The 12,675-nt window shown below is 36.6% G+C and carries 17 protein-coding genes and 1 riboswitch; of the genes, 4 read left to right on the plus strand and 13 right to left on the minus strand.

The genetic code is table 11. The annotated features are described in order from the left end of the window. Window positions 1-34 precede the first annotated feature (34 nt). The 9 genes from BK577_RS26775 to BK577_RS02970 all read right to left on the minus strand — a co-directional run bounded on the left by BK577_RS26775 (window position 35) and on the right by BK577_RS02970 (window position 5,960). Complete coding sequence (locus BK577_RS26775; RefSeq protein ID WP_078431540.1) at window positions 35-226, minus strand: EAL domain-containing protein; 192 nt, start codon at window positions 224-226, stop codon at window positions 35-37. Between the two features lie 372 nt (window positions 227-598). Further along, complete coding sequence (locus tag BK577_RS02935; RefSeq protein ID WP_078431541.1) at window positions 599-892, minus strand: putative quinol monooxygenase; 294 nt, start codon at window positions 890-892, stop codon at window positions 599-601. 13 nt (window positions 893-905) lie between these two features. Then, window positions 906-1,550 carry a nitroreductase family protein gene (locus tag BK577_RS02940; RefSeq protein WP_078431542.1) on the minus strand — a complete coding sequence of 215 codons (645 nt, stop codon included), beginning with the start codon at window positions 1,548-1,550 and terminating at the stop codon, window positions 906-908. Next, on the minus strand, window positions 1,547-2,002 hold the full coding sequence (locus BK577_RS02945) for a MarR family winged helix-turn-helix transcriptional regulator (RefSeq protein ID WP_078431543.1): 456 nt from the start codon (window positions 2,000-2,002) through the stop codon (window positions 1,547-1,549). Before BK577_RS02945 ends, BK577_RS02940 begins: the two co-directional genes overlap by 4 nt. Before the next feature lie 123 nt (window positions 2,003-2,125). Continuing rightward, complete coding sequence (locus tag BK577_RS02950) at window positions 2,126-2,824, minus strand: polysaccharide deacetylase family protein (RefSeq protein WP_078431544.1); 699 nt, start codon at window positions 2,822-2,824, stop codon at window positions 2,126-2,128. A gap of 174 nt (window positions 2,825-2,998) precedes the next feature. Then, window positions 2,999-3,124 carry a glyoxalase superfamily protein gene (locus BK577_RS26570; protein WP_281252591.1) on the minus strand — a complete coding sequence of 42 codons (126 nt, stop codon included), beginning with the start codon at window positions 3,122-3,124 and terminating at the stop codon, window positions 2,999-3,001. An 864-nt stretch (window positions 3,125-3,988) separates the two neighbouring features. Then, window positions 3,989-4,447, minus strand: coding sequence for a DinB family protein (locus BK577_RS02960; protein ID WP_078431545.1), 459 nt, complete (start codon window positions 4,445-4,447; stop codon window positions 3,989-3,991). Between the two features lie 102 nt (window positions 4,448-4,549). Further along, window positions 4,550-4,999: a RidA family protein gene (locus BK577_RS02965; RefSeq protein ID WP_425435934.1), complete on the minus strand. Its 450-nt coding sequence runs from the start codon at window positions 4,997-4,999 to the stop codon at window positions 4,550-4,552. A gap of 277 nt (window positions 5,000-5,276) precedes the next feature. Further along, complete coding sequence (locus tag BK577_RS02970) at window positions 5,277-5,960, minus strand: MerR family DNA-binding transcriptional regulator (protein ID WP_169908071.1); 684 nt, start codon at window positions 5,958-5,960, stop codon at window positions 5,277-5,279. 150 nt (window positions 5,961-6,110) lie between these two features. On the opposite strand from BK577_RS02970, the gene BK577_RS02975 reads away from it, so the two are divergent. Together BK577_RS02975 and BK577_RS02980 are read left to right on the plus strand one after the other, a co-directional pair. Then, entirely contained in the window at window positions 6,111-6,608 is a 498-nt protein-coding gene (locus tag BK577_RS02975; protein ID WP_078431548.1) for a DUF6022 family protein, read from the plus strand. A gap of 106 nt (window positions 6,609-6,714) precedes the next feature. Continuing rightward, entirely contained in the window at window positions 6,715-6,930 is a 216-nt protein-coding gene (locus BK577_RS02980) for a virginiamycin B lyase family protein (protein WP_245823418.1), read from the plus strand. A gap of 37 nt (window positions 6,931-6,967) precedes the next feature. Here BK577_RS02980 and BK577_RS02985 read toward each other — a convergent pair whose 3' ends face one another. After that, complete coding sequence (locus BK577_RS02985; protein WP_078431549.1) at window positions 6,968-8,248, minus strand: Na+/H+ antiporter NhaC family protein; 1,281 nt, start codon at window positions 8,246-8,248, stop codon at window positions 6,968-6,970. Window positions 8,249-8,358: 110 nt separating this feature from the next. Then, window positions 8,359-8,466, minus strand: a riboswitch (SAM riboswitch). Between the two features lie 386 nt (window positions 8,467-8,852). Here BK577_RS02985 and BK577_RS02990 point away from each other — a divergent pair. Beyond that, complete coding sequence (locus tag BK577_RS02990; protein WP_078431550.1) at window positions 8,853-9,311, plus strand: GNAT family N-acetyltransferase; 459 nt, start codon at window positions 8,853-8,855, stop codon at window positions 9,309-9,311. 90 nt (window positions 9,312-9,401) lie between these two features. Here BK577_RS02990 and BK577_RS25860 read toward each other — a convergent pair whose 3' ends face one another. Beyond that, window positions 9,402-9,560, minus strand: a complete 159-nt coding sequence (locus tag BK577_RS25860; protein WP_169908073.1) for a hypothetical protein — start codon at window positions 9,558-9,560, stop codon at window positions 9,402-9,404. A gap of 217 nt (window positions 9,561-9,777) precedes the next feature. Between BK577_RS25860 and BK577_RS02995 the strand changes: the two genes are divergently transcribed. After that, window positions 9,778-10,341: a YtxH domain-containing protein gene (locus tag BK577_RS02995; RefSeq protein ID WP_078431551.1), complete on the plus strand. Its 564-nt coding sequence runs from the start codon at window positions 9,778-9,780 to the stop codon at window positions 10,339-10,341. A 182-nt stretch (window positions 10,342-10,523) separates the two neighbouring features. On the opposite strand, the gene BK577_RS03000 is transcribed toward BK577_RS02995, so the two are convergent. Both BK577_RS03000 and BK577_RS03005 read right to left on the minus strand, forming a co-directional pair. Then, complete coding sequence (locus BK577_RS03000; RefSeq protein ID WP_078431552.1) at window positions 10,524-10,724, minus strand: twin-arginine translocase TatA/TatE family subunit; 201 nt, start codon at window positions 10,722-10,724, stop codon at window positions 10,524-10,526. A gap of 25 nt (window positions 10,725-10,749) precedes the next feature. Continuing rightward, window positions 10,750-12,501: an alkaline phosphatase D family protein gene (locus tag BK577_RS03005; protein ID WP_078431553.1), complete on the minus strand. Its 1,752-nt coding sequence runs from the start codon at window positions 12,499-12,501 to the stop codon at window positions 10,750-10,752. Between the last annotated feature and the right edge of the window lie 174 nt (window positions 12,502-12,675).

Raw genomic sequence — 12,675 nt, forward strand, 5'->3', positions numbered from 1 at the left:
AGAGATCATTTTTAACAAATGGATTAGAAATATATTAACCTTGTAGTTCATCTGAGCATTTATCCATAATATATTGAAGTTCCTCTTCTGTTTCAACTCCCTCACAGACGACTTTTATATTGAGGTCGTGTGCATTAATCATAGCTGAGGTAATAGGTACATTTTCTATAGCATTAGGTACTCCCGTTACAAAAGAACGATCAATTTTGATAATAACTACTTCCAATTGTTTTAGTTAGGTAATGGATGAATTCCTTGTTCCAAAGTCGTCAATACCAAGTTTGATACAGGAAATTAATATCATCGCCGAGGCAGTAGCTTACGCTTACGTAAATATTAAAGCATTAGGTTCTGATATGCAGAAGCATTAAAAGATAATTACCAAAGTTCCAAAACTTAATTCACTGATGTTTAGATCTGTATCACCAGGTTACCGATTATTTAGCTTCTCCACCATCCCGTTATGTAACCTTATCGTTTTTGGTTGCGGTTTTGTTATATATTTTCTTATATCGGAATATAACAGGTTTTCGGGTATGGCATATGGCCGCATTTGTGTAAAAAGAAAAAGGATGACCGCCATGGTCATCCTTTTTCTTTAATTTAATTTCTCAGCTTGATAAACATCCGCTTCCAATGGAGCACCTAGCATCGCCTTAGCAGCTGCGCTGAATTTTTGGAAGTGACTGCTTGCATTATGGGCCTGGACAGCCTCCATGTCCTTCCAACTTTCAACCATAACAAAGCTGTTAGCATCTTTTGGATCCTGGAATAGGTCGTAGCTGTTATTACCAGCTTCTGCACGGCTCCCCTCCATAACTGCTTCAATTTCTTGAAGGAATTCTTCCTTTTTCTCTGGTTTAACTGACATTCTAGCATGGATGATAATCATAGTTTCTCTCTCCTTATTTCCATTCTGTAATTTGTTCTACCGGCATACGATAGGACTTGTAGCCTGTATCTACTGCTTTACCTATAGAAAGCAGCATGACTGGAACATAACGGCCCTTATCCAAATCAAATGCTTCTGCGATTTTATCTTTCTCATATCCGCCAATCGGACATGTATCGTAACCATATGCCTTTGCAGTCAGCATTAGCTGCATCGATACTAAACCACTATCAATTAAAATTGTTTCCCTATTTGCCTGTTCCGTAATAGATGAAAGCAGGTTACGGATAGAGGGTACTTGCTGATCTTTTACTTCTTGGGGCATTAGACCATGCTCTACCGCTTTACCATAAATTTCTTCCAAGTAGTCAAGGTTATTCATATCAGCAAAAACAGCTATTACTGCTGACGAGGTTTTCACTTGCTGCTGATTGAACTTGGCAAGCGGTGCAAGCTTTGCTTTTGCTTCAGGGCTTTCAATAACAACAAAACGCCAAGGCTGTAAATTGACTGATGATGGCGCCTTAGTTGCTGCTGTAAGTATTTCAGACATTTCTTCCTGACTAATTTTTACGTTTTCATCATACGTACGGATGGCACGGCGATCCTGTACGATTTGTAAAAAAGCTTCTTTATTATATATAGGTGTTTGATTCATTTGGTTTCTCCTCCTAGTTGATTCTTTGTGACACTGGACACATTTACCCTAACTTTATTCAGCATCTTCAAAAATTGTTCTAGCTCTGCTTCTGAAAAGTCAGCAAGAGTCTCATTCACGAACTGACTTTTTTCCTGATATGATTGCTCGATGTGACGCTTCGCTTCTTCCTCCAGCTTCACCCATGTAGCTCGTTGATCATCTGACTTCTTATAACGCACAATCGTACCGGCAGCTTCAAGTTGCTTTAAATGTCTGGTAACAGCTGCGGCATCTATATTGACTTCCCCTTGCAATGCTGATTGGGTAACTTCCTCATGCTGCAATAAATAATGAAGAATCTCCACACGAGAAGGGCTGGCTCCTAAGCATGACTCGAACTTTGAGCAGAGCTCCTTATTCACAGCCTGCAACTCCAAGAAAATCTGCAAACGGACGGAACAATTAGCCATCGGCATAACCTCTTTCTATATAGTTGATACCTCAATAATTGATAGATCAATGTTTGATAGGTCAATAATACATCTGAGCAATAAGTATGTCAATTCTATTGCTTCATAATATATTTCTTCACCTCATAATTCTTGAAGCTCGTCCACAGTCACAAATTTATACCCTTCGTTCGTAAGCTCCCTTAAAATATCTTCAATCGCTTGCATTTCCTCACCTGTTTGATCGTACATTGGATGCAGCAAGATTATCGATCCTGGTTTAATGTTCTCCACCACATACTTTACTTTTTCATCAGCACTTGTGTAATATGTATCCGGTTCTAAAGACCACATAATAGTTTCTTTGTTGTGCTTATTTAAATAATAAGGTAATCCCACAAATTTTTTCCCATAGGGAGGTCGAAAGTCAATTTCGCTCTTATATCCAGACTTTCTAATCAACTCATCGGTTTTTTCAATTTCTTCTTTAATAAAAGCGGGAGATTTTAAAACCATTCTTTTGTGTGAATAGGTGTGATTTCCAATTTGATGCCCTGCTTCTACCAATTTTTTTGCTTCTTCAGGGTATTTTTCAATATCATTTCCAATAAGAAAAAAAGTAGCCTTTGCCTCGTATTTATCTAATAAAGGCAGAATCTGATCCACTTTCTTTGTCGGACCGTCGTCAAATGTTAAAGCTAGAACCTTGTTTTCCGTTTCAACTTGGTATGTTAGCCCTCCAAAAAATTGAAAGGTTCTTAATTTTGTAACTTTAAAAGTTCCTGCGAATAAAAGAGCTATTAACAATAATCCAATTCCAAAAAATAATAATTTCTTTTTCATCTGTGTTTCCTTCCTTTCGAAGCCTATTATATAACGCTTGGTATTTTAACATATGCAAAATAGTTGCAGATCCATACTCCAGAAATGCACCCGATTATGAGAGATTATATATCTATCTTATTTAAGATAAGCACCTGTTAATTCAAGAAGCACCTACAAGGAAAATTAGTCATGTTATTTTTGAAGATTCTCAAAAAAGACGATCCTATTTCCGAATCGGTCTCCAATGCAAACTTCCCGAGAGTTCCAAGGAATTGTTTCGATGTCAGGACGCGCAAATTTGTATTTCTTAAATAAAATTTGAAATTATGTCGCTCTTTTGTTCAAGGTCACCTTGCTAATGCACAGTATATTTGTACTCCGCATTAAAATCAGTAGTAAAATAATTTTTTTCGGAAAAAATATCCTTATCTTTAATTTGGGAGGTGGTAAATTGAATAGCAAAACTAAATCTTTGTATGACATTTCGATCTTTGGAGTGCTTTTAACTACTATTTACACTGCAATACTCGCATCACAACTTATGGCCACTAAGCATAAGGTTGATTACCTATATTTCAAAGATAAATTCTCTGGAAATAAGTACTAATCTGATAAGACGATGTATTTTCATCGTCTTTTTTTTAAGCAAAATTCACTTCCTTTATCTCGTTTTTTAGCGAACTACGACATAACAGACCTCAACTAATTTGTATTTTATTGGAATTTTTGATCTTTTCAATCGTAAAAGTTAACGAATACAATTGTTAGGAGTTGGTATCCATTAACACGCAAATGATATGTAAGACCTGCGGTAATCAAAGTTTCTCTGAAGGATAATTAGGTAATGGTTATTCAAATTTGAACCCCACAGATAATCCCTTTTCTATTGGCTCACCTCTAATAATTACATTTTGTAAAAACTGTGGTGAAGTAGCTTCTATAAAAGTCAAAAAACCGAACAAATTTTGATCTTGTATTTTTACAGGTTTTTTTATTACTTCGCAATATCCATCTACTACGTAATAAAGAGTTACTCCACAATCTGGTCCAAAACTAAAATAAGCACTTTTCCTTGTTCCAGAAAAGCGCTTCGTAAAAGAACACAATTAATTACTATTAGCTGGTTTTGTTGAAGATTGAACTTAAACTATAGCTCTCCGTTAACTAAAGAAGCAGTAAATATTAAGCATTATTTTTAATAAGGATTTGGTTGTTAATATGATGTTCCATATGTTTAAGATAATCTTTTACAAGCCATTCTAATGTTTTCTGTTGATTATTTCCTATATCACAAAGATTTGATAATCTCTCTTTTGGAATATTCGATATAATATTTATGATTTGCTTATTTAATGCTAAAAAAAGGTCTAATATCTCATCAAGTGGTCTTTCCTGATAATTCTGAAGTATGACCCATTGGTTTTGATTATATGATTGGATAACAAATGGTTGTTCTTCGTACTGAATCTTTATAAACCTATTAATATTATTTATTGCTGAGTCGCATAAATGGCCTAAAATCTCTTTTTTGGACCATTTATTTGGTAATGGACGATTTGATATTTCTGTTTTTGACAGTGAGTTATATACCTTTGGTAATGTTTGTATCCAGTGGTTTATTCCATTAATTATATCCTCCACAAGCCTTCACCCCTTCAATATATATCTAAAAAACACTATTCGTCTAAGGCATTAATATCCCTTCTTAAGGTGATAGATTCTATCACCTTAACCTTATAAATCCTATTCCTCTATTTCAAAAATGGAATCAATGATAATCGGTAGATTGTCTCTTACAGAAACTGCACCTAAAACCGAACGAGCATGATTTCCTTTTTCTCCGAATACTTGTAACATTAATTCAGAGCAACCATTTAAAACTTTATGATGCTCTTCGAACTCAGGCGTTGCATTAACAAATCCTTGAATTTTTACTACTCTTTTAATTTTATCTAAAGAACCTAATGCCTGTTTTAATACAGCAAGGATTTCAATTCCAGTCTCACGTGCATATTCATATCCTTCCACTGTTGTAAAATCCTTACCTAACTTTCCCTTTGGATTACCCGTAGGCCCTTTTCCAGACACAAACATTAATCCATTTACTATAACAAAGTTAGAATATTTTGCTTTAGGGTTACTAGCCTCAGGCAAATTAATACCCAAGCTCTCTAGTGTTTTTGAAGCAGTCATTTCTGTCATAAAACCCCTCCTTGTCATTGGTATTAATATCCAATTTATATAGTGAATTTTAACATATATTCACAAAGATATATCTCATTTTTTGAATTTTATTAACTAATTATGCTGATCTCGATCTTTTTCAATCTTGCCCTAAAACTGAAATAAGCACTTTTCCTTGTTCCAGAAAAGCGCTCGATTGCTGAAGATGGTTATTTAATTAACGAACCCTTTTCTTGATAAATTAAAATAAATAAAGGTATGAATTTATGGATGACGATTATCTTAGTTATTTTAACCCTAACTTTGCACATAATCGATACAAAAAATATAACCCATGTAACTGTTCTTGATTACGTTTATTTAAATGCTGTTGGCACTCCTCGACAATGCTTTTTGCCCCTTGAATATCGTATTCCTCCAAATTTCTAATAAATTTTTTTAATTGAATAACTTCGAGAGAATACACAGCGTTTTGCGTAAGCTTCATGAGCAAAATTTTAATATACTGATACGAATTAAAGTAGCGATAATTATTTTCACCTCTCTTTGAATGAACATATCCTTCCTTCTCCCAATATCGAAGAGTTGATGTAGGTATATTTGTCTGAAGTGATACTTCTCCTGTAGTCATAAAATGTTCATGAGTCAATCTTTCCAGGTGTTTATACACTTGTTCAATAATCATTTTGTCTTCATAATTAGCTACTTGCGCTTTATTTATTATCCAAAGAGCAGCATCTAGTTCTTTTCGTTGCAACTTTTTTAAAGCAGCTGATGTTATGTCCATTCCAAACCCAGGAGACATAGCTACAATACACTCAAAATAGGCTATATGTTCCTCTGTATATATTCTATACCCAGTAGATGACCGTTTAGGTTTCGGTACAATTCCTCTTTCTTCATAGCTTCTTAAAGTGCTTGTACTAATATTTAATTTTTTAGCAATATCGATAGGTCTTATTTTTTTCAATGAGCACACTCCTATCTTTGATATCTGCACCTTCATGTAAAGTTTATCATATTAAACACTGTGAAATTCAGACATCTTTTCTAAAAACTTTAGAATTAGCTTTAATGTTGTAAGCTTAATTTGTACGATGAAAAATATGGAGGGATTCATATGACAACAGTAAATATTCATCCTCAGATGACCATCTATGAGTTAGGAGAAGTACTTTCCACTTATATAAAAGGTCACTGGAAGGACCTATTGAACAAGAATATCAAAGAGCTTGAACAGTTATTTCCGGAATATGAAGATGCAACATATGGCATGTATTTAGATAAACTTCTTCCGCCAATTTGGAAACTAATAAAAGAAAATGGGTTTCGATCTACAGAAAAAACGAAAGAGGATGACTTTGTTATTGGAGAGTGTCTACATTTTAGAAATTCAATGGAAAAGGCTAAATGTGGCACACCTCATCATGAAAAACGCGTGTTTTGGATTGTGATTGAAAATCAACATAAAGATAAGATAGGAACTTTACTGTTTGAGCTATCTCATTCACATATTGAGTTTAACTTGCCAGCGCCGCCAAGGTTTCTTCCTTTAGAGGAAATTAATCGAGAAGAAATCATTAAAAAAATTATTCAATTAGAAGTGAACTTGTCATGATCAAATAGACCACTTAACTAATTAGTTAAGTGGTCTATATAAAAAACTTCCAATTATTCTCTATCGAATGACTAAAACATTTTCTATAAAGAAAAGGAGGAGTTACGTGATTATAAAAATCGAAGAATACGAACTTCTTGACATAGATTCAGGCCCTTATGGAATAACCACAGGAAATGATGGTGCACTATGGTTTACACAGCATAAAGCCAATCAAATTGGACGAATGACGGTTAACGGCGAAGTCACTACTTTTGTTGTTCCTACACCCGATGCAGGTGTGCTGTCTATCGTCTCCACAGCCCAGGGGGCTTACCGCTAACTGGGGTCTTGCCCCCGTTGCCTTAAAGTGCTGAAGTTCATGCTTTCCTTTTTGCTGGGTATCCGATTAGGATAGCAATGATTCCGCAGATTCCAATGAGGATTGGATAGAATGAGTATTGCAGGATGCTCACCGGCGATATTCCGGCGACGCTTGCGGCTGCCAGAAGTTGGGCTCCGTATGGCAGAAGGCCTTGAATCGCACAGGAGAAAATATCTAATATACTTGCGGACTTTCGCGGCTCAATCCCATACTTTTCAGCAATATTTTTTGCAAGCGGGCCGGCAATCAAAATAGCAATTGTATTATTGGCCGTGGATAAACCAGTTAGGCCCACAAGACCGGCAATCCCAAATTCCGCACCCTTTTTCGATTTAATCCTTCGTGTCGCAAGATGAAGCAGAAAGTCAACTCCTCCGTTAAATTTAATAACCTCCACCATTCCAGCTATTAATATTGCAAGAAAGGCGATTTCATACATGCCTGCCATTCCTTCGCCAACCTTTTGCAAAAGGCTCATTAAATGATAGCTGCCATCCGCTAAGCCAACAACCCCGGCGAGAACAATCCCTAATGCCAGAACAAGGAAAACATTCATTCCAGCTAACGCAAAAATAATGACCAAAATATAGGGAACAATTTTTACCCAACTATAGCCTAAATGCTCCACCTGTGCCGTTTCACCCATTGTGATGACACCTAAAATAATGCCTGTTACAACAGCTGCAGGCAACACAATCCAAAAATTCACCTTAAATTTATCCTTCATTTGTACACCTTGTGAACGAACAGCTGTAATGGTTGTATCTGAAATAAAGGATAAATTATCGCCAAACATCGAACCGCCAATAATCGCCGCCATTACTAAAGCAATTGAAAGATCGGTATGCCCGCTTATCCCAACTCCAATTGGAGCCAATGCCACAATCGTTCCCATCGAAGTACCCATTGATAGGGAGATAAAGCAGGCAATAATGAACAAGCCAACAACAAGCAAGTTCTGTGGAACAACCGATAAAGCAAAGTTAACAGTGGAGTCTACTGCCCCCATGCCTTTTGCTGTTTCTGAAAAAGCCCCAGCCAAGAGAAAAATAACAACCATCAACATGACATTTAAATTACCTGCGCCTTGGCAAAAAATATCAACCTTTCGCTCAAACGATTCTTTTCGATTCATCGCCAGAGCAACAGCACCCGAAATGGCAATAGCTACAACAACAGGAAAGGCATAAAAATCACCTGTAATAACTCCTGAACCAATAAATAAAATTAAAAAAACAACAAATGGGATTAACGCCCATGGATTTCCTTTTTTCATTGTTCCACCTCCAAAAAAATAAATGGGACAGGTATGTAGACCATTCTTTGCCCCCAAAAAAGGCCTCATCTTATAACAACAAGAAGAGGCCTTATATCTATAAAACACTCTTCTCATCTATCAAGCCACTGCTTGCTGGAATTGGCACAGCAACTTAATCACTAAGTTCCGCTGCCGAGATCTCATCGGGCCAGTCCCTCCATCTCTCATAATAAGAAGAAAAATCTATTTTTTTGTCACAGTATAAAAGATTACATGATTTTTATTACTATATCAACAAAATTTTTATGGATATTTTCAGCGTCAGATAAAAACCACCCATGATGTGGTGACCCCCTAAAAGTTAGAGTTTTATATTAAGCAGCTATTTGGCTGGTATGGATACGTTTGAAAAGAAAATAAGGTTTATCTCACTTTTATTTCCCTTATTAACTCAATACGGTTAGATGAATCACATCTTATCCTATATACTCTTTATTATAGTAATCTCAATCGATACAATAAAAAGTAAGTTCGTTGCTTTAATTTACTATTGTCATATTTTCTCACATCATCATTGAAAGGATAATAGGTTACCATTTATAGTCAAATTGGAGGTTTTTTTATGGAGATTAAAAAAGATGATTTAACTGGAGTTAAAGTAGCCGAATTAATAAGGGAGCATCTTCATGGTATGACGTTGAACTCTCCCCCTGAAAGCATTCATGCTTTAAACATAGAAAAGCTAAGACAACCAAATATTACATTTTGGACGGCATGGGATGGTTCTGAATTAGCCGGAATGGGAGCATTAAAAGAACTCGACAGCTCTCATGGTGAGATTAAATCAATGAGAACTTCATCCACATATCTGCGAAAGGGTGTTGCCAGAAAATTGCTCCAGCATATCCTTGACGAAGCCAAAAATCGAGGGTATACACAACTGAGTTTAGAGACAGGATCAATGGCTGCATTTGAACCGGCAAGAAAACTATATGCAGATTTCGGATTTAAAGATTGTGAACCCTTTTCAGACTACAAGGAAGACCCGAATAGCATTTATATGACAAAGAAACTTGGGTAAGTTCTGTTATGGAATTTACCTTTTTTTCATGCGAGCAACTACTAGATCTTCCACCCCCTCTCTCTCAATTTTTCAAGAACATACAATTGGTCAATTCTTTTTAGAAAGGTTCTCTTTTATTTCATCTAACTTCTTTTCTATCATATTTAACCTATTTTTCGTATCGTTAAAGAAGTGAGCAACTCTTGAGATCAAATAAACAACAAGAACGAAAAAGAAAATAGTAAAAATAGCTCCAACAGCATCCATAGTTTCTCTCCTTTATTTTTCTAAATAACAATTCTCTCTTCAAGCACAATGTCCTCCAAAAATTCATTTTCATCAATCTATCTAAAAAGGAAAAGTGTTCTCTTTGTTAAAAGCAACACACATCTTAATGGCATTAAAAGTTTAAATAGAAAAAAAACGGGAAAGAAAAAACTAATACCATATATCAAATTCAAATTAGTATAGGGAGATGATTTTTATGACACAAGCAGTTTCTTATAAAAATACGAATGTCTCATTAAACGAAGAAGAAAAGAACGGAAAGCTAGTAAAAGGAATGGTTTTGGGAGCAGTAATTGGTGGAGCGCTAGCCATGCTTGACTCAAACACCAGACAAAAAGTCGCTTCCAATACGAAGAGTATGAAAGACTCCACAATGGAAATGGTTGGACAAGTGAAAAATGATCCATCCGGCGTTAAAAACGACTTGCAAGATCGAATGAAATCAGCTGTAACTATTTTAAAGGAAGCTATCAACGATGCTCAAAACTTATATGAAAAGGTAAATGACGATATTGTCGGCCAGGTCAACCAAGTCAAAGAGGGGTCAACTGAAATTCTTTCTTCTGCCAAAGAAGCTACTTCTGACCTTAAAGACATCGGCGGAAAGGTAAAGGAAGCTGGTGAAGAAGTTATGGATGAAAACAATAACCAATCAAGTGGCAACATGAATAGCGATTCTACTTCAAATAATAGTACTCGCTTTAACAGCTCTTCATCAGAAAGGAACGACAGCAAAATACCAGGGCAACTTGGATCATAAAACCGACCATTATTACCGGTTTCATTTGAAAAATAGAGGAAATACAAAAAGCCTAATTTCAATCAAATGCAAAGAAATTAGGCTTTTTGTATTTTTCTCTTATTAAGCATCCTCTTGTTGAATTACATACAATTCCTTCAATGCCCCGCTTTAACTGTCTGTTTTCATTTGTATGTTAAGAACTAAAGTGCCTTTTTCTTTACCTGAACTGCATCTTCTTTGCTTGGCTCCTCATCGGAAACCAAGTCCCTCGTGGATTTTTTAAATTCTTTTAATGTAGAACCAACAGCACGACCTAATTCCGGCAGTTTTGCTGGACCGAAAATAATTAATGCTAAAACAAGGACAAGGATTAATCCGGGAATGCCTATATTTGAAAGCATTTATACAGCTCCTTTAATTTGGGAATTAATTAGTGACTTTTTGTTTTTTCTTTTGTTTCTGTTTCTCATGTGCACGGTTATGTGCCCGGGTTCTGTCTTCTTCCACTTCATTCGTCTTTTGGACCCCTTCAGACACTAGTGCAGAAGAAACCTTCTTAAGGCCTGATTGATCTTTATCATAAACAAATGAAGCTCTTGTTGATATGTCTGCTCCTGGCTCGGTTACAAATGGAACAACACGGTAATCCGTCCTCCATTGCTCCGGTGTTACTGTACATCTCACATAGCCACGGTAATCATTAAAGAATTTAATGTGAGGATTCTGAGCTAAGATTTTATCAGTATCCGCACGCTTATCAGCTCCATTGCCTCCAGATGTTATGGAAGTACCGACAAATTCGACACCCACAGTTTTGGAATTAGGGTCTGAATAATCCTCTTTTAAGTTTGATGCCCAGCTTGCATGAACATCTCCTGTTAGGACAACCAAGTTTGTTATGTCATTGGAGTTTACCACTTCCATTACCCTTTCACGTGCTGCCGGATAACCGTCCCACGAATCCATACTATAGCGCGGTTCAGTTGGTGTTCCATAGTTTCTTTCAGCAAAAAAGATTTGCTGTGGTAGAACATTCCACTTAGAATTTGAATTTGACAATCCATCAACAAGCCAGTTTTCCTGTTCTGCACCGAGGAGAGTCCTGCTAGGATCCAATGATTCCTCTGTCTGCGGAGAACTTGTATCTCCGTTTGCCTGGTCATCGCGATATTGGCGGGAATCTAATACAAAGAAATTAGCAAGATCTCCATATGAGAAGCTTCGATAAAGCCTCATATCAGCCCCTTCAGGAAGTGAAGATTTCCGGAGCGGCATATGTTCATAATAAGCCTGATAAGCTGCTGCCCTGCGTTTTACAAATGCTTCAACAGATTGTCCTTTTTCCGGTATCAGATTGGCATAATTATTTTCCACCTCATGATCATCCCAGGTTACTACCCAAGGGAAAGCAGCATGGGCAGCGCGCAGGTGGACATCCGAGCGGTATTGAGCATATCTGTTTCGATAGTCTTCAATACTCATAATCTCTGGCCCACTGTGAACCCGAACATTGCCAGTCGATGAAATATATTCATTTGGTCCGTACTCATATATGTAATCGCCTAGGTGAAAGACGATATCAAGATCTTCCTTTGCCATATGCTTGTAAGCCGTAAAATAACCATGTTCAAATTGCTGGCAGGATGCAAAAGCAAATGTGAGATTCTTTACACTCGAACCCTCTGCCGGCAATGTTTTTGTTTTACCAGTCTGGCTGACCTCTCCTCCGCATATAAAACGATAGTAATAGACTTGATTTGGTTTCAAACCATCCACTTCTACATGAACACTATGTCCGAGTTCAGGTACTGCCGCCACTTTTCCTTTCTGAACCATTTTGCGGAAATTCTCATCCTTAGCCACTTCCCATTTCACTTTTACCGCTTCATTTGGCATGCCGCCACCATTTAGCGGATCTGGAGCAAGCCTTGTCCATAAAACGACACTGTCGGATAACGGATCACCAGATGCTACACCAAGAGAAAAAGGGTAATCATTGAATTTCGGAGCAGCATTAATAACCTCAAGGCCTGTTACGGATTGGGTAAGAGCAAGTCCAAGTGATAAACCGGCAAGCTTGCTGGCACCCGAGATAAAGTTCTTGCGGTCCATATTCTTCTCTAAAGCTGTCTCACTCCACCTTTTTATTAACTCATCAAAAGATCCTTCATTTGTCATTGATATCCCTCCACAAATTGAGTTACAGGGAAATTATAAAAAAAATATTTGAAGGTAGTGTTAAGAAATGTAAAGATGCAAATTCCGTTTCAGGTAAATTTATCCGGACCTATTGTAATGGTTAAATATAGATCAAAAGAAATTTAATAAATTGTAAGAGAAAATGGTTCAGTC

Source organism: Metabacillus halosaccharovorans (assembly GCF_002019635.1).
Classification (GTDB): Bacteria; Bacillota; Bacilli; order Bacillales; family Bacillaceae; genus Metabacillus; species Metabacillus halosaccharovorans.

Excerpts from the sequence above, each read along its gene's own strand:
- BK577_RS02935 (WP_078431541.1), bottom strand. The coding sequence starts at position 892 with ATGATTATCATCCATGCTAGAATGTCAGTTAAACCAGAGAAAAAGGAA.
- BK577_RS02940 (WP_078431542.1), bottom strand. The coding sequence starts at position 1,550 with ATGAATCAAACACCTATATATAATAAAGAAGCTTTTTTACAAATCGTA.
- BK577_RS02945 (WP_078431543.1), bottom strand. The coding sequence starts at position 2,002 with ATGGCTAATTGTTCCGTCCGTTTGCAGATTTTCTTGGAGTTGCAGGCT.
- BK577_RS02950 (WP_078431544.1), bottom strand. The coding sequence starts at position 2,824 with ATGAAAAAGAAATTATTATTTTTTGGAATTGGATTATTGTTAATAGCT.
- BK577_RS02965 (WP_425435934.1), bottom strand. The coding sequence starts at position 4,999 with ATGACTGCTTCAAAAACACTAGAGAGCTTGGGTATTAATTTGCCTGAG.
- BK577_RS02975 (WP_078431548.1), top strand. The coding sequence starts at position 6,111 with ATGACAACAGTAAATATTCATCCTCAGATGACCATCTATGAGTTAGGA.
- BK577_RS02985 (WP_078431549.1), bottom strand. The coding sequence starts at position 8,248 with ATGAAAAAAGGAAATCCATGGGCGTTAATCCCATTTGTTGTTTTTTTA.
- BK577_RS02990 (WP_078431550.1), top strand. The coding sequence starts at position 8,853 with ATGGAGATTAAAAAAGATGATTTAACTGGAGTTAAAGTAGCCGAATTA.
- BK577_RS25860 (WP_169908073.1), bottom strand. The coding sequence starts at position 9,560 with ATGGATGCTGTTGGAGCTATTTTTACTATTTTCTTTTTCGTTCTTGTT.
- BK577_RS02995 (WP_078431551.1), top strand. The coding sequence starts at position 9,778 with ATGACACAAGCAGTTTCTTATAAAAATACGAATGTCTCATTAAACGAA.
- BK577_RS03000 (WP_078431552.1), bottom strand. The coding sequence starts at position 10,724 with ATGCTTTCAAATATAGGCATTCCCGGATTAATCCTTGTCCTTGTTTTA.
- BK577_RS03005 (WP_078431553.1), bottom strand. The coding sequence starts at position 12,501 with ATGACAAATGAAGGATCTTTTGATGAGTTAATAAAAAGGTGGAGTGAG.